Raw genomic sequence first — 24,384 nt, 5'->3', positions numbered from 1 at the left:
CTGGGAAGTTCAGGCTTTCGGTGACATGCGTTCTGGCTCTCGATAGCCGCCCAGTTTTCTCCGATGCTTTTCGCTCTCGGGCATCGGACACAGCGTGATTTTGTCCCGGTTTAGCAAAGAATCCGAGATGGTATGGAGAGATGATTTCCGGCGAGTCGCTGCCCGAAGGCAGGGATCGGCCCGGCAACGCCGCGCGCTGCTCTGCGGTTTCCGCTGTCGGCGCCGGCGCGTCCAGCGTCCCTCAGGGGCTTTGCGCCGCCCGCCGAAGCAGGTCGACCGGTCGGTCCACCGCCGTCGACCTGGTCTTCATCCCGTAGGGCTCCTGTTCGTCCTCGCTGAGCACTTCGCGGCTGTTCGGGTCGCGGGAGATGTGGACCTGCATGTACGGGATGGTCTCTCCGGGGGCGAAGAGTTCGCCCTCGTGCCATTTCGGGATCACCCACCACATGGCCGCCCAGTCGGGAGCCTGGGTCATGTTCATGATTGCGCTGCTGCGGTAGATCCTCGACCGGTAGCGAAAGAAGTCGTCACCCGGGTTCGCGAGCCACCGTGGCGCGTCCCAGAGGTGCTTGCGATCGGCGGAGTCCACGTCCCACGAGTACTCGATCGACTGCGGGTAACTGTTCGAGAGTTTGCAGCGGTCCGCCCGGATGAACGAGATGTCGGCGGCGAGTTGGAGGCGCCCTTGGGACGAACCGCGCAGCGGCACCTCGATGACGGCGTCCTTGGAGAAGTCGTCCCCGGGGTCGAGGCGGCTGCCCGCGGAGGCGATCTGACCGGCCGCCAGCATGCGCACGGGGTGGTTGAAGTCCTCGTGGCGATGGGTGTCCCACCCGTCGCCCAGTTCGTCGCGCCACCGCGAGAGCCCCGTGCCCTTCTCGCGGAAGGTGCTCGGCCAGACCGTGGCCGACCACTGCGTTCCGATGACGAAGATGCTGATCGTTCCCTCGTTGCGGAACGTGAAGTGGGCCGGCACGTACAGGCTGGTGCCGGCGGCGTTCAGGGTCGGCTTGCCGAAGGAGACCATGAAGGGGACCTTGGGCGGGGCGACGTACGGGGTGTACATGGCGGAGTACGCCACGCTCGTGGAACCGATGAGGGCCGACAGGGCGACGCCGGTCGCGAAGCTCTTGGGGTGTTCGATCTCCCGCCAGACCTTCTGGCGGTTCATCTCCCACCACGCCCAGGCGGACCACACCACCAGGGCGATCCAGAGCGGGAACAACCCGGCGTGGTAGCCGCCTTCCCACTGCAGGACCAGGAACATGAGGCTGGTGACGGTCGCGATGACGACGCCCAGCAGTACGCACTGTGCCGCGTACCGGGTGGTCCGCTTGCCCCAGCGGTCGAAGACGGCGCCTGCCGCGACCGTCTCCAGCAGCGCTCCGGCCAGGAACACCACCCCCATGACACGCCCACCGAAGGTCAGCGCCCTGAGGGCGTCCGAGAGCCCCACCCGGAACAGCACGGCGGCGGACACCAGGAGCCCGAGCGTCATGGAGCAGGCTTGGGCCCGCCTGCGCCAGGGGCGGTCCGGCCAGAGGCCCGGGTCGGCCCGCCATCGGACCTCCCCCGGATGGCCGAGGTCGAGGTCCGGCGGCATCCCCGCCCGCCGCAGCACCCGGCGCAGGTCCGGTGGGGACCACGCCCGGCCCACGGTCCGCCCTGCGACGCTGACCTCCCGCAGGCCCCGGCTGTCGGGTGCGTGCACGATGACCTGCGGCCGGCGGGGCGTCATGGCCCCAGGATCGGCGCGGCGCGAGCGGGTCGCAGCCTGCGGGGGCATCCGGGTGACCCGGACGTCTTGGTTCGTCACGGTCGCTCGGCCCGGAGATTCGCCTGCCCGGGAGCGGGCAGGCGGGGGGCGGAGGACGCCCCCCCCGCGCGGGCGTCGCGTACACGTTCCCGACCGAAGGAGCAGAGCGCCATGGGTACCCCTCCCAACGATCCCGTTCCTCCCACCCCCACCCCGGCGCCGGGTCCCGGCCCCGGGCCGCAGCCCGGGCCCGTGCCCGGGCCCGTACCGGCTCCGGGGCCCGATCCCGTGCCGCCGGCCCCGCCGCAGCCCGGACCCGACCCCGAGCCGCCGCCCGCGCCGCGGCCGGATCCGCAGCCGCAGCCCGGGCCGCTGCCCGGTCCCGTACCGGCGCCCGAGCCCCTCACCTGAGCGGCGGCCGACGGCGGGCGCGCCGCCCTGCGTAACGGCTTCGGCAGGGGGTAGCGGCCTGTGGGGGCCGGTTTTCGGCGAGGGGGCAGGGAGCGCCGGAACGTCCCACGACGAAGGGTGGTGCGCCGTGCAGCGTGAGAAGAACGGACCGCCCACCAGCCCGTTCCCGCAGGACCCCGGGGATCCGCACCCCGCCCCGCCCACGCGGCCGTTCCCGGTCGACCCGCAGGCGCCGCGGCCGACGCCCAGGCCCGGCCCGGCGCCGGCGCCGAAGCCCGAGCCGCCCCCGGTCGCGGACTGAGGCAGGAGGGCCGGCCGTACGAGCGGGGCGCGGGTCGGCGCCCCTGCGGCCTACGACATACCCGGCGCGGAGGAGGTGCCACCATGAGCGCGCTCATTCCGCTGGTCTCCGTGGCGGACGGCCAGCTGCTCATCCCGGCCGACGAGGTCACGGCCCTGCTGCGGCGCCTCGCCTCCGGGTGGCTGCACTCGGTGTACGAAGGGGAGACGGAGCTGGATCCGGGTACGGCCCTCGGGCTGGCCGGCGTCCTGGTGGAGCTCGCCGATCAGATCGACGTGGAGTGCATCGGGTACATGCCGATGAGGAGCGGGGACGAGGACTCGCCGGCGCCCTGAGGGAAGGCGGTCGCCGCCGCAGACAGGTCCGCAGACCCTGTCCGCAGCCGGCGGGCACACGTACCTCAGGCCGAGTCCGACTGGTTCGAGGATTCGGCGGCGCGGCGGTATTCGGCGTTGATGCGCTGGGCCTCTTCGAGCTGGTCTTCCAGGATGACGATGCGGCACGCGGCCTCGATGGGGGTGCCCTGGTCGACGAGCTCCCGCGCGCGGGCGGCGATGCGCAGCTGGTAGCGGGAGTAGCGACGGTGTCCGCCCGCGGAGCGGAGCGGGGTGATGAGGCGGGCTTCGCCGATGGCACGCAGGAAGCCCTGGGTGGTGCCGAGCATCTCAGCGGCCCGGCCCATGGTGTAGGCGGGGTAGTCGTCGTCGTCGAGACGGCCGAACGAGTCGTCTGCTGTCATTGAACCTCTCTCATGGAACGCGTGGAGGGGCCCTGGTGCCGAACGGCACCAGGGCCCCGAAGGAACTACTACACCATCTGCCGGCTTCAGTACTGCGCCGGCCTTCGGTTTCCGCAGACCCGACCGAGTCGCTGTCGGGGGTGCGGGGATCGCGGTTGCTTGACCGGAGACCACCTCACTATCGATGTCCTGCGGTACCCGGGTTCCAGACTGCCGCCCGGGCGATCCTGATGGCGCGGGGCTCCTCCGTTCTTCCCTCGGTGATCAACTACTTACCTACGGGGGACTGCATACTGCTGTACTACTCACTGCTGTACTGCTTACTGCTGTACTGCCTACTACGGGTACTGCGAACTGCTCCGTGGCCTGTGTCAGCGCCACTCTCCGGCAGCCAGCCCCGTCGCCCATCCTGCATCTGCTCGGGCTTGGAACCCCACTGCCGAACTTCCCGGTGCGCGCGTCCGCAGCCGACGCCTTCACCGAGGTGCTGCTCACTGACTTCACTGCTGGGTACTGCGCACTGCACTTGCGGGTACTGCCACTGCGTCAACCGCGGTACTGCTGGCGGCGGCCCCTGATCACTGCGGGCCACCCGGTCCGGTCGTCAGTCCCGTCGCCGTCCTTCGACAACGTAGCTTCGGAACTCCACCACCGCACCGTTCTGCGCACTTCAACTGGTCCTGCTTGCCCGGCAGTTCGTCTCTGCCGGGCCTTGCTGTCTCTCTGGGCTACGAGAGAAACCATAGCCAGGCCACCGCCCAATGTCTACTCCGACCGCGATAGATTTTCGTGCGCACCGAGGGAAGCTAGCCCTCCGTGACGGCGTCAGGATGGGGAAAACGGCCTGCGTCGCAGGTCAGGACCCGCAGGTACGCGAAAGGGCCCGACCGGCGTGTGCCGGTCGGGCCCTGCTCTGTTCGGGTGTCGGACGGTCGCCCCGTCCGACGGTCAGACGGTCACCGGGGTGCCCAGCATCGCGGAGGCCCGCTGGAGCGGGCTGAGGGCGGCGGCGGGCGCGGCGGCCATGGGGAGGCCGCGGCAGGTGAAGCCGAGCTGGGTCATGGCCCGGACGACCTCACCGGCGCTGAAGTCGCGGCGGTCCTGGCGGGTGATGACCTGGCCGACCTGCTTGACCGGGTAGGTGCGGCGCCCGATGATCACGGACTCACCCGTGACCTGCTCGGGCTTGACGCCCTTCATCGATTCCAGGACGCCGCTCTTGGTCAGGTCGAACGGGAAGCGGGCGATGACGCAGCGCATGATGCCTCACAGGGAGAAAGAGGGAAGGGGTCGGACCGCGGTGAGGCGGTTCAGCGCGCGAGGGCGAGCTCGGCGTCGGCCGTCGCGGTCAGGTGCGGGGCGAACGCCCCGCCGTCGCCGAGGACGTCGCGCAGCCGGACCCGGTCCGTGTACGCGTCGCCGTCACGGACGGCCGCGAGCTGGGCCTGGGTGACCCGTCCCGCCCACAGGCCGTCCTCGTCCAGCACCACCAGATGACCCGTACGGGCACTGGCCATGACGGACAGGGCCACCTCGACCGTCATGTCGTCACCGATCTGCGGGCCGCCGCCCGCTTCCACGGCCTCGGCCACCGCCCGGAACACAGGGAGGGCGTGCGCCGAGCGGGGCTGCATCTGGACCAGCGTCACAACGTGCCTCCTGCAGAGATGGGTCAGTTTCCTGATCAAGTGGTGTTCAGGCCGCCGCGTTGAAGGAGGTCTGCCGGCCGCTCGCGCGGCGGGCCGCCGAGGCGGGGCTGCGCCGGCCGCGGGAGGCGGCGCTGCGCTTGGGCCGGTCGGAGGCCGGCGCGGTGATCGTGACCGGGATGCCGGAGGGGGCCTGGGCGCCGGTGATGCGGCGCAGCGCCTCCTCGCCGGAGCGGACCTGGGTCGTCTGGGGGACGATCCCGGCGGCGGCCATGAGGCGGGTCATGTCGCGGCGCTGGTTGGGCGTGACCAGGGTGACGACGCTGCCGGACTCGCCGGCGCGGGCGGTGCGGCCGCCGCGGTGGAGGTAGTCCTTGTGGTCGGTCGGCGGGTCGACGTTCACGACGAGGTCGAGGTTGTCGACGTGGATGCCGCGCGCCGCGACGTTGGTCGCCACCAGCACCGTGACGTGGCCGGTCTTGAACTGGGCCAGGGTGCGGGTGCGCTGCGGCTGCGACTTGCCGCCGTGCAGGGCCGCCGCGCGGACCCCGCTGTTGAGCAGGTCCTGCGTGAGGCGGTCCACCGCGTGCTTGGTGTCCAGGAACATGATCACCCGGCCCTCGCGGGCCGCGATCTCGGTGGTCGTCGCGTGCTTGTCCGTGCCGTGGACGTGCAGGACGTGGTGTTCCATCGTGGTGACCGCGCCCTGGGAGGGGTCCACCGAGTGGACCACGGGGTCGGTCAGGTAGCGGCGGACCAGCAGGTCGACGTTGCGGTCCAGCGTCGCGGAGAACAGCATCCGCTGGCCTTCGGGACGCACCTGGTCCAGGAGCGCGGTGACCTGCGGCATGAAGCCCATGTCGGCCATCTGGTCGGCCTCGTCCAGGACGGTGATGCCGACCTGGTTCAGCCGGCAGTCGCCGCGGTCGATGAGGTCCTTGAGGCGTCCGGGCGTGGCGACCACGACTTCGGCGCCACCGCGCAGCGCACTGGCCTGCCTGCCGATCGGCATCCCGCCGACGACGGTGGCCAGGCGCAGCTTGACGGCGCGGGCGTACGGGGTGAGCGCGTCCGTGACCTGCTGGGCGAGTTCCCGGGTCGGTACGAGGATCAGGGCCAGCGGCTGGCGGGGCTCGGCGCGCTGGCCGGCGGTGCGGGCCAGGAGCGCCAGGCCGAAGGCGAGGGTCTTGCCGGAGCCGGTCCGGCCGCGGCCGAGGACGTCACGGCCGGCGAGGGAGTTCGGCAGCGTCGCCCCCTGGATCGGGAACGGCATCGTCAGCCCCTGGACGCCGAGCGCGGCGAGCAGCTCCGCGGGGAGGTCGAGATCGGCGAACGCCTCGACGGCGGGCAGCGCCGGAGTGATCGTCTTCGGCAGGGCGAACTCGCCCTGCACCGAGGAGGGCCGTCGGCCGTAGCCGCCGGAGCGGCTCGGAGCGCCTCCCGAACGGCTGGGGCCCCCGCCCGAACGGGTCGGGGCGGAGGAGCCGAAGCGGCTGCCGCGGCCCGAGCCGGCGGTGGAGCCGAAAGAGGGGCCGCCGGTACGGCTGCGGGTGCGGGCAGAGCGGTCGTTCGTACGTACGGGGTTCATTCAGAACCTTCCTTGATACGGCGCGTATCAAGGAATTCCCGCAGCAGAGGAGCAGCGCGGGGAATCACGAGAACGGCCGAAATGAAATGCGAGAGCGAACTCGGCCCACCGGAAATGGCGGGCGGTGCGAGTGCTGAAATGCGTGACGTCACGTCACGGGGGTTGCAGGTCAAAACACTGCGGAAATGCGGGCAGCTGGGGCCCGCACCCCGAGGGATGCGGGCCCCAGCTACACGTGTACGTCGGCGTCAGGCGGGAAGGATGTTCTCGGCCGTCGGGCCCTTCTGGCCCTGCGCGATGTCGAAAGTGACCTTCTGGCCCTCGGCGAGCTCGCGGAAGCCCTGGGCGGCGATGTTCGAGAAGTGGGCGAACACGTCAGCGCCGCCCCCGTCCTGCTCGATGAAGCCAAAACCCTTTGCGGCGTTGAACCACTTCACGGTGCCAGCGGCCATGTCATATCTCCCTTGGGGCAGTACACCGGCGGCCGCACAGTGCGGTCACCGTGTCGCCGCGATGATGCCCCGCCCGGAAAAGACACCGGGAAATATGAAGCGCTTCCGTGCGGCGCGGAGGCCGGCCGGAACGCTTGAAGTTTTTGGGTACCAAAACTGCAACCGAGATCGACAGTAGCACGTCGCGGAGGCCTGTGTAGGTTAAATGCTTTCGCGCTGTGCGGTGCCGGTAAGAACTCTCCTGGCGGGGTCTATTAAATTCTCAGACCGCGGACACAGATATTCATTCGGGGGATCAGGCCGGTGGATCAGGCAGCGGGCTGGGGCTGGCGCAGTTCCGCCTGCCCGAAGAGCAGGGCGTAGCCGCCGGGGAGCCGGCGCAGGATCCGCGCGAGCAGGTCGGGTCCTGCCAGGCGGGAGACGATGGCGAGCACGGCGCCGGTGTCCCAGCGGGCGGTGGCGGGTGTGGCACCGGTGCGGGCGGCGATGTCCTTGATGAAGCCCCAGCCGGTGAGCTGCTCGGTGTCCGGGATCTGGGCGGTCAGGGCGAGGGCGGCCTCGACGGGCAGGCAGTGGGCGAGGTCCACGCGTTCCTCTCCGGTGACCTGGCGGCCGAGGGCGGCGAGGACGGTGCGGACCGCTTCCTCGGCGCGTTCGCGGGTGGGGTAGGCGCCTTCGTAGCGCACGCGTTCCAGCATCTGTTCGAACGTCATGGCGGGGGCGGCCAGGTGCGGTCGAGGCTGGTCGTACATGGGGGCGCGGTTGCCTTTCTCTTCGATGGTTCGGCGGCGGGGTGGTGACGGCGGGGCGGTGGCGGCGGGGGCCGGTCGGATGGCCAGGTGGCCGGTCAGGTGGGCTGGGGGTGGCCGAAGAGGAGGTCGTAGCCGGGCGGCAGCTGGAGCAGGGCCTCGCGCGTGAGGACGTCCCCCGCCGCGACGGCCACGGTGGACAGGACGGCGCCGATGTCCCACAGGGCCGTCTTCTCGGTGGCGCCCTCGATCCAGGCCGCGGTCGCGCGGACGAAGCGTTCGGGGGAGAGGGGTTCCGCGGCCGGCAGCGGGTTGAGGAGGATCAGGGCGTACGTCTCGGGGAGCCGGGCCGCGAGCTCGGCTCGTACGGTGCCGACCAGGTGGGCGCCCAGCAGGGCCAGGACGACGCGCGTCGCGCGTTCGGCTTCCGCTCGGGTCTGGTACTTGCCGCGTTCCTGGACCTGGTCCAAGAACGCCTCCCAGCGCATCGACATCACGTCTCCTCCGGGGGAGGGCGGGGCGAAGGGGCGAAGGGCTTACGGCTTACGGCCAAGGGTGCGGGGCCGGGGAGCGGAGGGCGGGGTGCCGGAGGGGGTCGGTTCCCCGTCCTCCGCCGCTGGTGACGGGCTGTGCCGGGCTGTGGCGGGCGGTTCAGCCGGAGATCTGCTTGCGGCCGGATTCGCCGCCGATGCTGATCTTGCGGGGCTTGGCGCGCTCGGCGATCGGGATCCGCAGGGTCAGGACACCTGCTTCGTAGTCCGCCTCGATGTGCTCGGTGTCCAGGGTGTCGGCCAGCATGACCTGGCGGGAGAAGACGCCGAGGGGCCGCTCGGACAGTTCCATCTGCACGCCTTCGGACTTCTCCGCGGGCCGGCGCTCGGCCTTCACGGTCAGCATGTTCCGCTCGACGTCGACGTCGATGGCCTCGGGGCTCACACCGGGGAGGTCGAAGGCGATCACGTACACGTCGCCCTGGCGGTACGCGTCCATCGGCATGACGGACGGCTTCGACCACGTACCCGAGGCACCCGACAGCTGCTGGACGATCCGGTCCATCTCGCGGAACGGGTCAGTGCGCATCAACATCGCGAAACACCTCCAGTTGGCTCAGGCAGGAACTGCCAATGCGCTTCCACGTGCTCCTGTTGTAACATGTCATCCAAACGATGACAAGCAAGGAGTCATCTGGAGGATGACAGAGCGACGGAGAACGCCATGAACGAGGCCGCCGAGCCGACAGCACCCGTTCCCTTCCTGGCCGCCGCCGCGGCGCTGGAGACCATCGACCAGGCCCTGAAGGAGGCGCAGCAGCACTCCGCGACGGCATCGGCAGCCGACGCGGCGCCCGCAGCGGACGCCGGTCCGCACCCGGCCCTGGCCGCGTTGCTGACGCTGCGCGAGGTGCGGGAGCAGCTCGCCGGCTGGGAGAGCGGCCTGATCGAGACCGCCCGCGGGCGGGGCGCGAGCTGGGCCGACCTCGCGGGCCCCCTCGGGGTGGCCAGCCGTCAGGCAGCCGAGCGCCGTTATCTGAGGCTGCGCCCCGGCACCGCCGGAAGCACCGGCGAGGAGCGCGTCCAGGCGACCCGCGACACGCGCGCCGCCGACCGCACCGTCTCCGCCTGGGCCCGCGACAACGCGGCCGACCTGCGTCGGCTCGCCGGTCAGATCACCGCCCTCACGGGCCTGCCCGCCAGCGCCCAGAACGCCATCGGCGACCTGAACGAGGCCCTCGCCGACAACGACGCCGCCCGTCTCGTCCGCCCCCTGACCGACACCCGGGCCCATCTGCGGGCCGAGGACGCCGAGCTCGCCGAACGCATCGACGCCCTGACCCGGCATACCGACCGGCTCCGCCAGGACATCCGCGACCAGCGCAGCACCTGACGCCGGCGGGTCACGCCCGTAGATCCAAGGAGGGATCACCATGGCCGAACGCCCACTCCAGGAGGCAGGCGGCAGCAACGACATCGCCGTGGAGGTCCTGGACCACACCGTGGCGGTCAGGCCCACCGGCGAGATCGACATCGAGACGGCGGCCTCCCTGCGGTTCGCCCTCTTCGAGGCTCTCGCCCACGCCTCGCCGGCCAGGCCGGTGGCGGTCGACTGCAGCCGCCTGACCTTCTGCGACTCCTCGGCGCTGAACGCGCTGCTCGCCGCGCGACGCGCAGCGCACGAGAGCGGCACCGTCATCCGCCTGGCCGCGCCCAACCTCCAGCTCCAGCGCCTTCTGGAGCTCACCGGCGCGCTGTCGCTCTTCCCGGTGGACCGGTGCCCGCCGGCGACGGGGCGCGGCCCGTGGGGAGGCCGCGCATGACCGGCCGTACATGGCTGCGATCGACGCCGCGTCCGGCAGCGTGAGCGCCACCCTTGAGGTGGGCGCCGAGCCCGCGGGCCTGGCCTTCGAGCCCCAGGGCAACCGGCTCTACGTGGCCAACAGCGGTGAGGGCACCGTGTCGGTGGTCGACCTCGCCGCCGGTGAGGGAGGGCCGCCGCAGGGCCCGGCTCTCACCAGTCGCGCCAGCGGTCCGTGAGCTCCGACCGGTCGAGGCCCCGCCTCGCCGTCAGGGCGGTCACGTCCACACCGTGCCCGCCCAGGGTGAGGTCGATGTAGTCGCACAGCTGCTCCCGCTCCAGCGTGCAGAAGCCCGCGCCGCCGTGCGCGTCGTCCCCGTCGATCGCGTTGAGGGCCAGGACCACCCGCTCGACGGTCCCGAAGACGGCGTCGTCGGACGGCTCCCGCAGCGCACGCACCTCGTCTTCGAACGCCTCCAGCGCGGCGTCCGTCGCCAGCAGCAAGGACTCCGGGTAGGGAACGGCCGCGCCGGCGCTCTCCGGGGCCAGGGCCCCGGTCGCCACCTTGCGGGCCCTCTCGGCCATCTGGGTACGCCATGTGTCAGAAGGTCTCTTCGCCATGGACCAGACGGTAAGCCCCGGCACTGACACTCGCCCCCCGCACCGAGCCTGCCGCTGGCGGCAGTTCGGCCGTGGCGGGGTCAGGCCGCCGCCCGCGCGCGGGCGCGGTCGGGGGTCTCCTGCCGTACGACCCGCCGGCGACGGGTCGGCAGGCCCAGCGTCGGGTGGGCGACGCCCCAGGCCGCGCCCTTGCAGATCAGTTCCTTGTAGCGGGCGGCGATGCGGCCCGTCAGGGCGCGGTCGACCGCCCGGTCGTCGGCGGTGACGAACTGGATCAGGCCTTCCCTGCGGCCCAGCGAGATGCACTGCTGCACGTAACGGATCGGGACGCGGGGGGCCTCGGCGCCGGTGAGCCGGGCGGCGATGGCGTCGGCGGCCTGCCAGGCCATGGGGACGCCCGAGGCGCAGGACATGCGCAGGGGCTTGCCGCCCGGGCCGATCGCCGTCGCCGCGTCGCCCACCGCGTACACGTCCGGGTGGGAGAGCGAGCGCATCGTCGAGTCGACCGCGATCCGGCCGTGGTCGGCGAGCTCCAGGGTGGTGGCCCCGGCGATCGGGTGGACCGCGAAACCGGTCGTCCAGACCGTGACCTCGGCGGGGAGGGTCCGGCCGTCGGCGGTCCTCACGCGGTCCGCCTCCACGGCGTCGACCGCGGTGTGCTCGTGGACCGTGATGCCCAGACCGTCCACCACCTTCCGCAGGTGGGCGCGGCCCTTCTCCGAGAGCCAGCCGCCGAGGACGCCGTGGACGGCCAGCGCGACGTCGAGGTCCGGACGGGCCTCGGCGATCTCGGTGACGGCCTCCACGCCCGTCAGGCCGCCGCCGACCACGACGACGGGCCGGCCGGCCTCCAGGCCGGCCAGGCGTGCACGCAGGCGCAGGGCGCCGGCCCGGCCGGCGATCTCGTGCGCGTGCTCGGCGACGCCGGGGACACCGCCGTCGTTCCAGCCGCTGCCGAGGGCGTAGACCAGGGTGTCGTACCCCAGTTCCTCCTGCTCGGCGCCGGTCGCGCGACCGCCCGTGGGGACGACCGTCACCGTCTTGCGGTCCACGTCCACGGCGGTGACCTTCGCGAGCTTCAGTTCCACGCCCGTGCCCGCGAACACCTCGGCGAACGGGCGGGGCCGGAGGTCCTGGCCGGCGGCGAGCTGGTGCAGGCGGACGCGCTCGACGAAGTCGGGCTCGGGGTTGACGAGGGTGAGCGTGACGTCCTGCTGGTGCAGCCGCTTGGCGAGGCGGCCGGCGGCGACGGCACCGGTGTAGCCGGCTCCGAGGACGACGATGCGGTGCTGCATGTCCGTGCTCCTGTCTGGGCGGGGGCTGCCGTGTCCGGCGTGGTTTCGCCTCTTGAACCGGACAGCCCCCCGTTCCCTGACAGGATCGAGATGTGACCTGCGTCACACGCTCTCAGAGGGTGTGGAGCGGCGCCTGACCGCGGCCCGTGGCGGCCCACTGCTCGGTCGCGCGGACGAGCTTGTCCGGGTTGACCTGACTGCGGACCGCGGCGATGCCCTCCGCGGTGACCTCCAGGCAGCTGATCCCGACGACCTTGCCGTCCACGACGGCCACGATGGCGGGCTCGCCGTTGGCGGTCGTGGCGTAGATGTCGGGCGCCCCGCCGACATGGGCCCGCTTGGCCGGGCTGGGCTTGAACAGGCCGCGCAGGAACGTGGCGACGGCGCGCGCACCCTCGAACGCCTTCGCACGCGCCGGGACCTTCCCGCCGCCGTCGCCCACGGAGACGGCGTCCTGCGTGAGCAGGCGTACGAGGGGCTCGGTGCGGCCGCTGGTCGCCGCGGCCAGGAACTCCTCGACGATCCTGCGGGCGGCGGCCTCGTCGATGTCGGTGCGCGCCTTGCCGTCCGCGATGTGCTTCTTGGCCCGGTGGTAGATCTGCTGGCTGGCCGCCTCGGTGACGTCCAGGATCTGGGCGATCTCCCGGTGCGGGTAGTCGAAGGCCTCGCGCAGCACGTACACCGCCCGCTCGCCCGGCGACAGCCGCTCCAGCAGCACGAGGACGGCGTACGACACCGACTCGCGCTGCTCGGCGGTGTCGGCGGGGCCGAGCATCGGGTCCCCCGCGAGCAGGGGCTCGGGGAGCCACCTGCCCACGTACGTCTCGCGCCGGGCCCGCGCCGAAGTGAGCATGTTGAGGCACCAGTTGGTGAGGACCTTGGTCAGCCAGGCCTCGGGCACCTCGATCCGCTCGACGTCGGCGGCCTGCCAGCGCAGGAACGTCTCCTGCACGGCGTCCTCCGCCTCGCTCGCCGAGCCCAGCAGCCGGTAGGCGATGGCCTCCAGCCGGGGCCTGGCGGTCTCGAACCGGTCCACGTCACTCATGATCAGGGCCATGCTCCCGATCCTAGAGGGGACCCTCCCGGCGGGTCAGTGCTCGCAGAGCGAGAATTCTCGCTCGTAGAGCTGCTCGTTGTGCTCGTCCACGAAGAACTTGCGCTCGTGCATGAGCTGTTCGCGGTACTCCTTGGCCTGTTCGAGCGTCATCGTCGCGGTGTCGGACCACGGCTGCTGCGGCGGCACGTCGGCCGTCGAGACGATCCTCTCCGACGGGTCGACCAGGAAGAACGCGAGGATCTTGCGGTGTCCCGGCCGGGTGGGGTCGGCGAGGCGGAACGAGTCGACGCGGTGCTGCAGGATGTTCGGGAAGGCCAGGCAGCGGCCCGCCGGGGTCGCCACCGACCCCAGCAGCTGGTTCAGCGCGTCCTCGTCCTCCAGGCCGTAGACCTCGCGCATGCCGTTGTCGTCGTTCTGCTGGTAGTGCGGGTCGTCGAGCGCCGCCCGGAAACCGAGGCGGCTCTCGGTGATGTTCTCGCTGTCCCAGTAGTACATGCCGGTGGAGACGATCCGCTCGTTCATCATCCCCTCGACGTGCCAGGAACCGCCGGGGTACTCGGGCTTGTCCGGGGTCAGGTGAATCGTGGCGAGCTTGACGATGACCTGGAGACCGCGGCCGCGCAGGTCGACCCGGGCGGATGCGGCGGGCGACGGGGGCGGGGTGAAGTCGGGGGCGTCCGGGACGACCGGACGGCGGTTCTCCCACCAGTCCTCGATGGCGTCGTCCCATGCGCTGCGGGCCTCCGCGTAGGCGTCGGCGTCACTGTAGGAGGCCTTGTCCGGATACACCGGCTCCGAGTCGTACCAGCCGTACGGATCGGCCTCGATCCGCAGCGGCCGCGGATGACGCAGATCGGTGAGCACGTTCTCCAGCAGCGGGCGCATGCGCGCGAACACGTCCGGCAGGACGTCGGCCAGCTCGCGATGGGCCTCGGGGTGGAGGTTGTTGACGTAGGAGCGGAAGACGACCTCGCCGTCCTCGGTGACGTCCACGTCCGTGGGCAGCCACTGGAACTTCTCCGAAAACTCGTACTTCGCGTACCGGTCCGCCGGGTTCTGCCACGTGCTCTCGGGCACCCCGCTCACCTCTCTCACCAGGCAGAAAAGGGAGGGGTGTACCAGGTCCAGGACCTGGCCGTCGGATCCGGGATGCCAGTCCTGCTCGGCTGCGGGGACCTCTTCCAGCACCCGGACCGCCTCGCGCAGCCGGGAGCGGAGCGTCTCGTCGACCAGCGCGTCCGACTGCCACACGCCGTCGACGGCGGACACCTCGACGCCGGTGCGCTCGTCGCGCAGGGCGGCGTAGTGGGCGAGTTCGGCGAGGACGTAGCGCACCTGCGCCTCGGTGAGGCCCTGCGCGAGAGCTTCACGCGTCCACCGGGCGACGATCTCCGCGTCGTGCATCTTCTCGAACCACCCCGGCTTGGCCCGGATGTGCGCGCTGCACTGCATCATCTGCAGTTCCCGCAGGGTTCGGGGCGTCGCGAACGCTATGGAACGGGACACGTGGAAGGGCAGCGGGAAGGCGGACAGGCCGGTCAATTCTCTTGGTCCTCCGAGTCGGTGTGCGGTGGCGGGAAGGATACGGCAGCGGCCTGACAGCGCGGTCGTGCTCCCGAACCGCATTCCTCGCGCCGATGTGTACCGATCGGCCCGGGATGCGGCCTGCCCGGGGGGCCGCGATCCTGGAACCGACGGGGGACGCGACAAGGAGGCAGCGATGTCGATGATGGACAAGCTCAAGCAGATGCTGAAGGGCCACGAAACCCAGGCGGGACAGGGCATCGACAAGGCCGGCGACTTCGTCGACGGGAGGACGCAGGGCAAGTACAGAAGCCAGGTCGACACCGGGCAGGACAAGCTCAAGGAGCAGCTGGGGCCCATGGACCAGGGGCCGGACGCTCCGCCTCGCCCGTAACCGGGAGCGCGTGCGGGACCGGGTGGTGCTCTCGGCCATGGCGGGGCCGCAGGCCGTTGTGCCTGCGGCCCCGGTCGGGCGTCGGGGTCAGGACGGGTCGCCGTACTGGAGGCCGCGCCCGTTGGTGCCGACGTAGACGCGGCCGTAGGTGTCGGGATCGCCGGTGATGACGCCGACGCCGCCGATGCTGCCCCACTGGTGGGCGTCGTCGTTGACGCGGAGCCAGGTGGCGCCCTTGTCGGTGGAGCGGAAGACTCCGGTGACGTCCTTGACGGTGCCGATCAGGTACATGGCCTGGTAGCCGCCGCCCGGCGCGGCCTTGCCGAAGCCGAGGGCGGAGGCGGACTTCACCGTGGTGAGCGGGGTGAAGGTGCGGCCGCCGTCGGTGGAGTGCAGCAGCCCCTTGGCGCCGTCGGCGATCCACAGGTCCCCGGCGATGCCGGGGACGGCCGTGAGCCGGCCGGCGGGCAGGCCGGTGGCGCGGGCCGCGAAGGTCGCGCCGCCGTCGGTGCTGGCGTGGAGCGTGCCGCCGGACAGCGAGTAGAAGGTCTGGGCCGAGGCGCGGTCGGCGACGACCACGGCGCCGGTGCCCAGACCGCTGACCTTCGACCAGCTCGCCCCCTTGTCGGTCGAGCGGTACGGGGCCTGACCGGCCTCGGTCCAGACGATCGCGGAGCCGTCCGCCGCGAGCGCCACCCGGCCGCTGTCGGCGCCGCCCACGGGCTCCGCCGGGAAGCCGTTCCAGCTGCGGCCGCCGTCGGTGGAGTAGGCGCCGTCCTGCGCGCCGCCACGGCCGACGCGGACCATCACCGAAGGGTTGGACTGGGCGAAGTCGATGTCGGTGCTGTTGGTCATCATCGGGTGGTCCAGCCGCCCGGCGGGCACCTCCGTCAGGGAGTCGTGGCGGAAACCGCCCAGGTCGCCCATGGCGGTGATCGCGGTGGCGCCGCCCGGCGGGGCGACCACGTCCAGCAGCGCGGTCTCCTCCAGCCCCCGGGCCCCCGCGGCGCTCCAGTGGCTGGTGCCGCCGCTGTCGGGGGCGGCGGCGTCCTTGCTGCGCCAGATGCCGCTGCCGGTGCCGTACAGCGCGTGTCCGGAGTCGAAGGGGTCGATGGCCAGGGCCGTCATCCAGTGCCCGGTGCCGGTCCCGACGTACGGGGCGGCGGCGGCGCTGCGCACCGACTTCGCGGCCTGCGCCGTCCAGGTCGCGCCGCCGTCGGTGCTGCGGTAGACCTCGTCCTCGGGCCACCAGCGGCAGAGGGTGGTGACCATCACCGTGGACGGCTTCTGCGGGTCGACGGCCAGACCGGAGAACCCGTAACCGCCCTTGGACGGGGAGACGTTCTTCCACGCCCCGCCCGCCGGCGTGTGCTTCCACACCGACCCGCCGGTCACGCCGTTGGGGCCGAGGGCGTTGGCGTACGACACGTACAGCGAGCCGTCACCGGAGAGCACGCCGTGCTGCGGCATCTCGCCGGTGGGCTGCCCGGGGACGGCCTGCCAGGTGCCGCCGCCGTCGGTGGAGCGGTACAGGGACGTGGACTTGTCGGCGACGCCGACGTAGACCGTCTTGCTGCCGGGCGGGCCGTACGTCACGAAGGCGACGCCCGCACCGCTGCTCGCGCCGTCCTTGACGGGGAACGAGGAGACCTGGCTCCACGTCGCGCCGTGGTCGGTGCTGCGCCACAGGCCGTTCTTGCGCGTGCCCAGCAGCAGGGTGCCGTTGTCCGAGGGGTTGACCGCCAGCCGTTCGCCCGCGCCGCGGCCGTCCTCGTTGGCGCCCAGCTTGAAGGGCAGGTCGGTGCGCTGGAAGGTGCGGCCCCGGTCCGTGGAGCGCAGGATCGCGCCGTTGCCCGCCCAGTCGTTGGTGTAGGTGCCCGACGCGAGGTAGAGCCGGGCGGGGTCGACGGGGTCGGTGGCCAGTGAGTCGATGCCCAGGAGGTTCCAGTCCTTCTCGCCGAGCCAGTCGGTCAGCGGGATCCACTGCTCGGCCGCCGGGTCCCAGCGGTAGGCGCCGCCCATGTCGGTGCGCGCGTACAGCAGGCCCTTCTCGCGCGGGTTGAACACCAGGCCGGTGACGTAACCGCCGCCCACGACCTGGGCGTTCTTCCACACGTACGGTCCGGCCGCGGTCCCGGTCCCGGTCCCGGGTCCGGTGGGCGCGGCCGTCTTCACCAGCTTCCACTGCTGGTTGGTGCTGCCCCTGCCGGGGTACTGGATGACTCCCGCGCCCTCGGCCGTGGAGCCTCCGGAGACGTCCAGGACCTGGCCGCTCCGGCGGGAGGTGAAAGTGACGGCGCCGGAACCGCTCACGTCGTCGATCCGCCACTCCTGGGAGGTGGCGGAGCTGTCGGTCTGCTGCTCGGCGGCGGCCGCCTGGGCCGTCGAATCGCCCGCTATGCCCAGCACCTTGCCGCTGTTGCGGTTCACCAGCTCGTAGTAGCCGTCCTTGGTGGGCCGCAGCCTCCACTGCTGGTTGGCGGTGCCCTGGTCGGTCCACTGCTGGATGCGGGTGCCGTCGGCGGTGGAGAACGCGTTGACGTCGAGCGCCTTGCCGCTGCGTACGGAGACCAGCCGGTAGTAGGCGTTGCCGTCGACCGTCGCGGCCTGCGAGTCCTCCTGGACGAACAGCAGGTACGGGACGAGGACGGCGGGGACGCCGAGCAGCAGGCCGGTCGCGGTCCAGCGACGGCGGTGACGCCCGCGGCGCCCGCCGTTCGTGGGGTTCTTCATGGGGGGTGTTCTCCTTGCAAGCCACCGGAGGGAAGGCGGATCCGGCCACCGGAGCGGCCGGATCCGACTCCTTGTGGTCACAGGGCCCGCAAAGGGTTGCCGTGCGCCGGGAAAGTTCTCCGCGGGGCCGGTTGATCCGGGGCACGGGCCGCGGCCGCATACCCTTGCCGACGCCAAGGTGCGGTGCCGTACTCGGCGGCCCGCTCCCCAGGGAGGTGGGAATGGGGCTCATGGATGCGGACCACACGGCGCTGGTCGTCGCGGCGCAGACCGGGGACGACCGGGCGCGCGAGGAACTGATCGCCGCGTACCTGCCGTTGCTGTACAACATCGTCGGGCGGGCGCTGAGCGGACATGCCGACGTCGACGACGTCGTCCAGGAGACCCTGCTGCGCGTGGTGCGCGACCTGCCCGCCCTGCGCGCCCCGGAGAGCTTCCGGTCCTGGCTGGTGTCGATCGCGCTCCGCCAGATCACCGACCACCGGACCCGCCGGCGTGCCCTCACCGACCGGACCACGGTCATCGACGAGGCCCTGCGGATACCGGACGCCGACGCCGAGGTCGAAGACGTGACGATCCTGCGTCTGCACGTGTCGGACGAGCGCCGCCAGGTCGTCGAGGCCGCCCGGTGGCTCGACCCGGACCACCGGGTGCTGCTGTCGCTGTGGTGGCAGGAGTGCGCCGGATCGCTGAGCCGTGAGGAGGTGGCCGCCGCGATGGGGCTCACCGTCGCCCACGCCGGGGTACGGGTGCAACGCATGCGCGAGCAGCTGGAGGTGAGCCGGACGATCACCGCCGCGCTGGGCGCCGACCCGCGCTGCCGGGAGCTGGACGAGACCGTCGCCCGCTGGGACGGACGGCGTTCCTCGGTGTGGCGCAAGCGGATCGCCCGGCACACCCGGGGTTGCGCGGTCTGCACCGGGATGACGACTGCGACGGCGGCGTCGGCGTCGACTGCGTCCGGGCGGATCGCGGCCGAGCGGCTGCTCCTGAGCCTGGCGCCGCTGGCCGTACCGGCCGGACTCGTCGCCGCGCTGACCGCCAAGGGCCTGCTGTCGGGCACGGCCGCGAGCGCAGCCGGGCTGGCCACGGCGCAGATCGCCGCCGGCACGGCGACGGGAGGTGGCGGCGCGGTGCCCGGGCTGCTGATCGGCAAGCTCCCGGCGGTGACCGCGCATCCGCTGGTCAGCCTCGCCACCGGCGCGGCTCTCATCGCGGGGATCGCCGGGACCGCCCTCTACGCGACCTGGCCCGAACCGGCGCGTCAGGCCCCCGGCGTCAGCGCCGCTCCGACGGCCGGCGGACCGGTACCGGGGTCGTCGAGCTCCGTCCCGCCGTCCTCGACGCCGTCGGCCGCCCCGTCCGCGGTGAGTCCGTCCGACGCAGCGATCACGGTTCCGCTGGGCGCCCAGTCGCTGGAGTCGGTGGACGAGCCAGCCCTGTACCTCACGTACGCCGACGACTTCGCGACGCTCGGCCGGGCCTCCGCGTCCAGCAGCGCGCAGACACGGCAGCGGGCCACGTTCACGGTCGTCCGCGGGCTGGCCGACACCCGGTGCGTCACCTTCCGCGCCGCCGACGGCCGCTTCCTGCGCCATCGTGACCTGAGGCTCCGGCTGAGCGCCGACGACGGCAGCGAGCTGTTCCGTGAAGACGCCACCTTCTGTCCGCGGCCCGGTTCGGTCGCCGGGTCGGTCACCCTGCACGCGCACAACTACCCCGGCTCGGTCCTGCGCCACCGCGACGGCGGCATCCGGCTCGACGGCTCCGACGGCACCCCGGCCTTCGCCGGCCAGGCCTCCTTCCTCGTGCGCAGGGCCTGGGCCACCGCTCCCTGAGAGAGGGGGGCCGGAGCGCGGGGCGGGGTCGCGGGCGGGCTGGCTAGCGGGGCTCGGCGTAACACTTTTGGCGCGCGAGATGCATCACGGGGCCCATCGGCCGGGCGGCGCTCCTTTTCCGTTACGCGGCCGGCCGCCCGGCGGCCTCCCCTTGCGCGGGGGAGTTCCCCCGTCGACGCATCCCCGGAAGAAAGCCCTTCAATGACGCGACACATCCATGACCCCCGGGCGACCGGTACGCAGGAGCGGCCCCATGCCCCGGCCCGCGACCCCCGAGGAGAATCATGAAGGGCCTGCACCGGCTCGGCCGCAGCCGTAGGACATGGACGGCAGGACTGTCGGCCGCGGCGCTGGTCGCCGGTGTCGTGACGCTCCTGCCCAGCTCCGCCGGAGCCGCGAGCCTCGGTACGCAGGCGGCCCCCTCGGGCCGGTACTTCGGCACCGCCCTGGCCGCCGGCCGGCTCGGGGACTCGCGGTACACCGCGATCGCGGACCGGGAGTTCAATATGGTCACGCCGGAGAACGAGATGAAGTGGGACGCCGTCGAACCGTCCCGCGGCCACTTCACCTTCGGGCCCGCCGACCAGATCGTCAACCGCGCCGCGGCGCACGGCCAGCGCCTGCGCGGCCACACCCCGGTCTGGCACTCGCAGCTCCCGTCCTGGGTCAGCTCCATCGGTGACGCGAACACGCTGCGCAGCGTGATGAACCACCACATCACCACCCTGATGAGCCACTACAAGGGCAAGATCTACGCCTGGGACGTGGTCAACGAGGCCTTCGCGGACGGCTCCACCCAGCACCGCAGCTCGGTGTTCCAGAACGTGCTGGGCAACGGCTTCATCGAGGAGGCGTTCCGCACCGCCCGGGCGGCCGACTCCTCGGCCAAGCTCTGCTACAACGACTACAACATCGAGAACTGGTCGGACGCCAAGACCCAGGGCGTCTACGCCATGGTCAAGGACTTCACGTCCCGCGGCGTGCCGATCGACTGCGTCGGCTTCCAGAGCCACTTCGGCGCCGGCGGCCCGCCGGCCGGCTTCCAGACCACCCTCTCGAACTTCGCCGCCCTCGGCGTCGACGTCCAGATCACCGAGCTGGACATCGCCCAGGCGTCGCCCACCCACTACGCCAACACGGTCAAGGCATGCCTGTCCGTGGCCCGTTGCACGGGCATCACGGTGTGGGGCGTGCGCGACAGCGACTCGTGGCGCAGCGCTGAGAGCCCCCTGCTGTTCGATGGGAGCGGCAACCCCAAGCCCGCCCACACCGCCGTCGTGAACGCCTTCAAGTCCGCTCCCGGTACCCCCTCCGGCGGGGCCGGTACGGGGGAGATCAGGGGCGCCGGCTCCGGCCGCTGCATCGACGTCAACGGCTTCAGCAAGGCCAACGGCACCCAGGTGCAGCTGTGGGACTGCAACGGACAGGCCAACCAGCGCTGGACCCACACCTCCGGCAAGCAGCTGAGGGTCTACGGCGACAAGTGCCTGGAGGCCAAGGGCAAGGGCACCGTCAACGGCACCGCGGTCGTCATCGGTGACTGCGACGGCGGCGCCGGCCAGCAGTGGAACGTCAACGCCGACGGCACGATCGCCGGCGTCCAGTCCGGGCTGTGCCTCGACGCCGTCGGCGCGGCCACCGCCAACCAGACCAGGATCCAGCTGTACTCGTGCTGGTCCGGCGCCAACCAGAAGTGGTCCGGCCTGTCCAGGGCGACGACCCCGGCCCCGACCACGCCGCCGCCGACGGGCGGCACGTGCGCCCTCCCTTCGACGTACCGGTGGACGTCGACGGGCGCGCTGGCGCAGCCGGCGAACGGGTGGGGCTCGCTGAAGGACTTCACCCACGTGACGTACAACGGCAAGCACCTCGTCTACGCGACGAACTCGGCGGGATCGAAGTACGGCTCGATGACGTTCAGCCCCTTCACGAACTGGCCGGAGATGGCCTCGGCCGGCCAGAGCGGGATGAGCCAGCCCGCGGTGGCGCCCACGCTGTTCTACTTCGCGCCGAAGAAGATCTGGGTGCTGGCCTACCAGTGGGGTGCGTGGCCCTTCATCTACCGCACGTCCAGCGACCCCGCCAACCCCAACGGCTGGTCCGCGCCGCAGCCGCTGTTCACCGGCAGCCTTCCGGACTCGCCCACGGGCCCGATCGACCAGACCCTGATCGCGGACGGCCAGAACATGTACCTGTTCTTCGCCGGTGACAACGGCAAGATCTACCGGGCGAGCATGCCGATCGGGAACTTCCCGGGCAACTTCGGCTCCTCGTACACGACGGTCATGAGCGACTCGGAGAACAACCTGTTCGAGGCGCCGCAGGTCTACAAGGTCCAGGGCCAGAACCAGTACCTCATGATCGTGGAGGCGAAGGGGGCCGGCGGCCGCTACTTCCGCTCGTTCACGGCCTCCAGCCTGAGCGGTACGTGGACCCCGCAGGCCACGAGCGAGGGCAACCCCTTCGCGGGCAAGGCCAACAGCGGTGCCACCTGGACCAACGACATCAGCCACGGTGACCTGATCCGCAGCAACCCCGACCAGACGATGACCATCGACCCCTGCCACCTGCAGTTCCTCTACCAGGGCAAGCCCCCCACGGCAGGCGGCCCCTACGACCAACTCCCCTACCGCCCGGCCGTCCTCACCCTCCAGCGCTGACCCACCCGACGAAGAAACCCCGGCCGTACCCCGGCCGGGGTTTCTCGCTGCCCGCACCCTCCGACGGTGCGGGACGTCCTACGCGGCGGGCGCGGGCCCGACGTCCGGCAGCCCGAGCCGGAACCTCCCGAACCGGGCGCCGTCCCGGGCGGCGAAGAACCGCTGCAGCAGATCCTCCTCCGCGAACGCCCCGTGCAGCCGCTCGCGCACCTTCCGCAGTACCTCCTGCGGCTCCTCCGGCCGGCCGAAGCGCAGCAGTTCGGCGCACATCGCCTCGTCCTCACGGAGCTCGTCCAGCAGCCAGCGGGCCAGGTCCAGGCCGGTGGTGCAGGGGATCGAGCCGGTGATGTGGAGGGACGGGCCCTCCTCGGTCACCGGGTCGTGCCAGAAGCCCCGCGGCAGGAAGAGCACGTCGCCGGGGGAGAGCACCAAGTCGTCGACGACCTCGGCGGGCGGCGTGCCCATGGCCGAGTCCGCCGGATGCATGGAGAATTCGTTGCGCCCGAAGATGCGCCACCGCTTCTTGCCCTGGAGCTGGACGACGAACACGTCGTGGTCGTCCCAGTGGGTGTTGAAGCTGCCGGTGGGCGCCCAGGAGGCGTAGAGGTTGAATTCGAAGTCGCTCAGCAGCCTGCGTTCGAAGGCCTCGGAGAGCTGTGACACCCCGGGGTGGATCTCGTCCAGGTACCTCATCGAGAGCGTGTGGCCCGCGCTGAGCGCCGCGCGCAGCTTCACCGGGTCGATGCGGACGCGTCGGCGGCCGCGCCGGGAGGTTCGCGCCTCCATATAGGCGGCCTCGGCCAGCTGCTTGCCGTCGCGCGACAACCGCATCTGCGGCGATCTGAGCGGATGCGTCTCCAGGAGCTGGTTCAGGTCGTCCCAGCCGAAGACGTCCCTGATCTTCTCCGCGGCACCGGGGAACACGCGGTGTTCGCGGTGGTAGACCTGCGACAGGAAGTCGCCGGACACCACCGTGGAGATGACGTCCTCCATCGCGCCCGAGAGGTCTCTCGTGTATTCCATGATTCCTCCGTGATTCGCCTGCGAGCTTCCCCCGGCGGCTTCAGCCGGCACAAGAGGTGAAGGAGCTCATGAAGTGGCATTGCAGGAGGCTGAACGGCCCCGGTTGACGAGCAATGTCCCGTTCGGCGGGGTCTGTTCCCCTCATGTTCCTGCAAGGTCACATCCTGTCCCGTTGCTCTCGTTGTCGCGCCGTCGATCTTGCGGCAATTCTTGTGTCAGCAAGCAGGCCGGTGCTTCGGACTGACGGTGAAAACCTTCAGGTGACTTTCGAACTCGCGCTCTTGCCGATTCATATGGACAGGGGAGTCCGCTCCCCGTGTGAAAGGAAAAATCATGGACGCTCAGGACACCAAGAACATCGAGATCGTCGAGGAGAAGTCGGTGCTCGAGGACATCGAGATGCTGGCGTGGCCGCGCAACCTCGCCGTTGTTCCCGCGGATGTCCTCGACCTGGTCTAAATCAGGGACGAGGGGCGGGTCGGCGTGCCCTTCGGGCCGCCGGCCCGCCCCGCCTCTGAAGCGCGACCTCGCGACGGCATTGCAGGCATGGCAGGAGGACGTCTCCCATGAAGATCACCATTAGAAATCCCCACCTCACGGTGGTGGATGACTTTCTCGGCGAGGCCGAATTCGCGTCGCTGGCGACCTCACTGCAGTTCCTGCCCTACCGCCCCATGCATGCCAAGGAATGGGTCAAGGCCTATGGGCTGTCATCGGCTCCGGTCCTGCAGAGCGAGCTGGCCACCCGAGGACGGGTGGACTCCACGCCCCCGGGGATGAGCCGGGTCGCAGAGCTCGTCGAACGCATCGCCCGGCCGGACGAAGCACTCCAGGACAGTTATCCGCAGGGGATCACCGGCAAAGGGTCCACCGTCACCGGCCGCACCGTGCTGTCGGGGGTGGGAGCGGCTCTGAACTGGCACAACGACGCCGAGAGCCTGCTGGGTGCCTATGTCTTCTACGGGCATCCGCGCTGGGGTTCCACCTGGGGCGGCGAGCTGCTCGTCCTGGCCGAGGACGAAGCGGACGGCCGGAACCGGACCGGGAACTCCGATGCCGGGCCCCGGGAGGTCAACGGCGACCTGGGTCCTGATTTCCTGCTCGACGACCGTGCCGAGCGGTACCGGAACGACATCGGGCACGGCATCTTCGTCTCCGCCCGCCCCAACCGTCTGGTCCTTCTCACCTCCCGGGTCCACCACCGGGTCGCGCCGGTGACGCCCAGCGCGGGAGACCAGCCCAGGACGGCCGTCGTCGGCTTCTTCGTATCGGATGCGGGCGCCTCCTAGGAATTCCGCCCCTCCG

23 protein-coding genes and 1 pseudogene are annotated in these 24,384 nt (G+C 71.3%); 9 read left to right on the top strand and 15 right to left on the bottom strand.

Translation table 11 applies throughout. From position 1 onward, the window contains the following. Nucleotides 1-241 precede the first annotated feature (241 nt). Nucleotides 242-1,738: a hypothetical protein gene (locus ACF059_RS19855; protein WP_392058796.1), complete on the bottom strand. Its 1,497-nt coding sequence runs from the start codon at nucleotides 1,736-1,738 to the stop codon at nucleotides 242-244. Between the two features lie 813 nt (nucleotides 1,739-2,551). Between ACF059_RS19855 and ACF059_RS19850 the strand changes: the two genes are divergently transcribed. After that, nucleotides 2,552-2,803 (top strand): DUF6213 family protein, encoded by a 252-nt coding sequence (locus ACF059_RS19850; RefSeq protein ID WP_392058793.1) that lies wholly within the window; start codon nucleotides 2,552-2,554, stop codon nucleotides 2,801-2,803. A 65-nt stretch (nucleotides 2,804-2,868) separates the two neighbouring features. Here the strand turns inward: ACF059_RS19850 and ACF059_RS19845 are convergent, their stop codons facing one another. The 8 genes and pseudogenes from ACF059_RS19845 to ACF059_RS19810 all read right to left on the bottom strand — a co-directional run bounded on the left by ACF059_RS19845 (nucleotide 2,869) and on the right by ACF059_RS19810 (nucleotide 8,728). Continuing rightward, nucleotides 2,869-3,207 (bottom strand): MerR family transcriptional regulator, encoded by a 339-nt coding sequence (locus ACF059_RS19845; protein WP_366867582.1) that lies wholly within the window; start codon nucleotides 3,205-3,207, stop codon nucleotides 2,869-2,871. A 948-nt stretch (nucleotides 3,208-4,155) separates the two neighbouring features. Continuing rightward, on the bottom strand, nucleotides 4,156-4,467 hold the full coding sequence (locus ACF059_RS19840; protein ID WP_361951953.1) for an SCO5918 family protein: 312 nt from the start codon (nucleotides 4,465-4,467) through the stop codon (nucleotides 4,156-4,158). Nucleotides 4,468-4,526: 59 nt separating this feature from the next. Further along, nucleotides 4,527-4,856: pseudogene (locus tag ACF059_RS19835) on the bottom strand (hypothetical protein); the annotation flags it as partial. 46 nt (nucleotides 4,857-4,902) lie between these two features. Beyond that, the gene (locus ACF059_RS19830; RefSeq protein ID WP_392058789.1) at nucleotides 4,903-6,441 is read right to left on the bottom strand and encodes a DEAD/DEAH box helicase; all 1,539 of its coding nucleotides are present in this window, start codon (nucleotides 6,439-6,441) and stop codon (nucleotides 4,903-4,905) included. A gap of 248 nt (nucleotides 6,442-6,689) precedes the next feature. Continuing rightward, nucleotides 6,690-6,893 (bottom strand): cold-shock protein, encoded by a 204-nt coding sequence (locus tag ACF059_RS19825; protein WP_392058786.1) that lies wholly within the window; start codon nucleotides 6,891-6,893, stop codon nucleotides 6,690-6,692. Nucleotides 6,894-7,201: 308 nt separating this feature from the next. Then, complete coding sequence (locus ACF059_RS19820; RefSeq protein ID WP_392058783.1) at nucleotides 7,202-7,645, bottom strand: DUF2267 domain-containing protein; 444 nt, start codon at nucleotides 7,643-7,645, stop codon at nucleotides 7,202-7,204. A 95-nt stretch (nucleotides 7,646-7,740) separates the two neighbouring features. Continuing rightward, a complete protein-coding gene (locus ACF059_RS19815) occupies nucleotides 7,741-8,136 on the bottom strand; it encodes a DUF2267 domain-containing protein (protein WP_366867577.1) in 396 nt (131 codons plus the stop codon). Between the two features lie 157 nt (nucleotides 8,137-8,293). Further along, nucleotides 8,294-8,728 carry an Hsp20/alpha crystallin family protein gene (locus tag ACF059_RS19810; RefSeq protein ID WP_366867576.1) on the bottom strand — a complete coding sequence of 145 codons (435 nt, stop codon included), beginning with the start codon at nucleotides 8,726-8,728 and terminating at the stop codon, nucleotides 8,294-8,296. A gap of 129 nt (nucleotides 8,729-8,857) precedes the next feature. On the opposite strand from ACF059_RS19810, the gene ACF059_RS19805 reads away from it, so the two are divergent. Genes ACF059_RS19805 through ACF059_RS19795 form a run of 3 tightly spaced genes read left to right on the top strand, consistent with a single transcriptional unit; the run spans nucleotide 8,858 to nucleotide 10,173 of the window. Next, nucleotides 8,858-9,526, top strand: a complete 669-nt coding sequence (locus ACF059_RS19805) for an HSP18 transcriptional regulator (protein WP_392058780.1) — start codon at nucleotides 8,858-8,860, stop codon at nucleotides 9,524-9,526. Between the two features lie 40 nt (nucleotides 9,527-9,566). After that, the gene (locus tag ACF059_RS19800; RefSeq protein WP_392058778.1) at nucleotides 9,567-9,956 is read left to right on the top strand and encodes an STAS domain-containing protein; all 390 of its coding nucleotides are present in this window, start codon (nucleotides 9,567-9,569) and stop codon (nucleotides 9,954-9,956) included. A 10-nt stretch (nucleotides 9,957-9,966) separates the two neighbouring features. Continuing rightward, nucleotides 9,967-10,173, top strand: coding sequence for a YncE family protein (locus ACF059_RS19795; protein WP_392058775.1), 207 nt, complete (start codon nucleotides 9,967-9,969; stop codon nucleotides 10,171-10,173). Here ACF059_RS19795 and ACF059_RS19790 read toward each other — a convergent pair. From ACF059_RS19790 to ACF059_RS19775, 4 genes are all read right to left on the bottom strand, one after another. Further along, nucleotides 10,148-10,555, bottom strand: a complete 408-nt coding sequence (locus tag ACF059_RS19790) for a hypothetical protein (RefSeq protein ID WP_392058772.1) — start codon at nucleotides 10,553-10,555, stop codon at nucleotides 10,148-10,150. The genes ACF059_RS19795 and ACF059_RS19790 overlap by 26 nt on opposite strands. 80 nt (nucleotides 10,556-10,635) lie before the next feature. Further along, a complete protein-coding gene (locus ACF059_RS19785; RefSeq protein WP_392058769.1) occupies nucleotides 10,636-11,850 on the bottom strand; it encodes an NAD(P)/FAD-dependent oxidoreductase in 1,215 nt (404 codons plus the stop codon). 112 nt (nucleotides 11,851-11,962) lie between these two features. Continuing rightward, the gene (locus ACF059_RS19780; protein WP_392058766.1) at nucleotides 11,963-12,907 is read right to left on the bottom strand and encodes an RNA polymerase sigma-70 factor; all 945 of its coding nucleotides are present in this window, start codon (nucleotides 12,905-12,907) and stop codon (nucleotides 11,963-11,965) included. Between the two features lie 33 nt (nucleotides 12,908-12,940). Further along, nucleotides 12,941-14,449 carry a DUF4246 domain-containing protein gene (locus ACF059_RS19775; protein WP_392058763.1) on the bottom strand — a complete coding sequence of 503 codons (1,509 nt, stop codon included), beginning with the start codon at nucleotides 14,447-14,449 and terminating at the stop codon, nucleotides 12,941-12,943. 178 nt (nucleotides 14,450-14,627) lie between these two features. Here ACF059_RS19775 and ACF059_RS19770 point away from each other — a divergent pair, with 178 nt between their 5' ends. Continuing rightward, nucleotides 14,628-14,825 carry an antitoxin gene (locus ACF059_RS19770; protein WP_392058760.1) on the top strand — a complete coding sequence of 66 codons (198 nt, stop codon included), beginning with the start codon at nucleotides 14,628-14,630 and terminating at the stop codon, nucleotides 14,823-14,825. Between the two features lie 87 nt (nucleotides 14,826-14,912). Here the strand turns inward: ACF059_RS19770 and ACF059_RS19765 are convergent, their stop codons facing one another. Next, nucleotides 14,913-17,558 (bottom strand): RICIN domain-containing protein, encoded by a 2,646-nt coding sequence (locus ACF059_RS19765; RefSeq protein ID WP_392058757.1) that lies wholly within the window; start codon nucleotides 17,556-17,558, stop codon nucleotides 14,913-14,915. Nucleotides 17,559-17,779: 221 nt separating this feature from the next. Between ACF059_RS19765 and ACF059_RS19760 the strand changes: the two genes are divergently transcribed. Together ACF059_RS19760 and ACF059_RS19755 are read left to right on the top strand one after the other, a co-directional pair. Then, nucleotides 17,780-19,396, top strand: coding sequence for a sigma-70 family RNA polymerase sigma factor (locus ACF059_RS19760; protein ID WP_392058754.1), 1,617 nt, complete (start codon nucleotides 17,780-17,782; stop codon nucleotides 19,394-19,396). Nucleotides 19,397-19,680: 284 nt separating this feature from the next. Beyond that, nucleotides 19,681-22,056 (top strand): non-reducing end alpha-L-arabinofuranosidase family hydrolase, encoded by a 2,376-nt coding sequence (locus ACF059_RS19755; RefSeq protein WP_392058751.1) that lies wholly within the window; start codon nucleotides 19,681-19,683, stop codon nucleotides 22,054-22,056. A 78-nt stretch (nucleotides 22,057-22,134) separates the two neighbouring features. Here the strand turns inward: ACF059_RS19755 and ACF059_RS19750 are convergent, their stop codons facing one another. Continuing rightward, on the bottom strand, nucleotides 22,135-23,079 hold the full coding sequence (locus ACF059_RS19750) for a cupin domain-containing protein (RefSeq protein WP_392058748.1): 945 nt from the start codon (nucleotides 23,077-23,079) through the stop codon (nucleotides 22,135-22,137). Between the two features lie 333 nt (nucleotides 23,080-23,412). Here ACF059_RS19750 and ACF059_RS19745 point away from each other — a divergent pair, with 333 nt between their 5' ends. Together ACF059_RS19745 and ACF059_RS19740 are read left to right on the top strand one after the other, a co-directional pair. After that, nucleotides 23,413-23,538 (top strand): hypothetical protein, encoded by a 126-nt coding sequence (locus ACF059_RS19745; RefSeq protein WP_360896597.1) that lies wholly within the window; start codon nucleotides 23,413-23,415, stop codon nucleotides 23,536-23,538. A gap of 107 nt (nucleotides 23,539-23,645) precedes the next feature. Then, complete coding sequence (locus ACF059_RS19740; RefSeq protein WP_392058745.1) at nucleotides 23,646-24,368, top strand: hypothetical protein; 723 nt, start codon at nucleotides 23,646-23,648, stop codon at nucleotides 24,366-24,368. The last annotated feature ends 16 nt before the right edge of the window (nucleotides 24,369-24,384 follow it).

This window comes from Streptomyces sp. NPDC016562 (genome assembly GCF_043076955.1).
Classification (GTDB): Bacteria; Actinomycetota; Actinomycetes; order Streptomycetales; family Streptomycetaceae; genus Streptomyces.
Note: the sequence above shows the minus strand (reverse complement) of the source record. Positions and strands in the feature narration are given on the sequence as shown.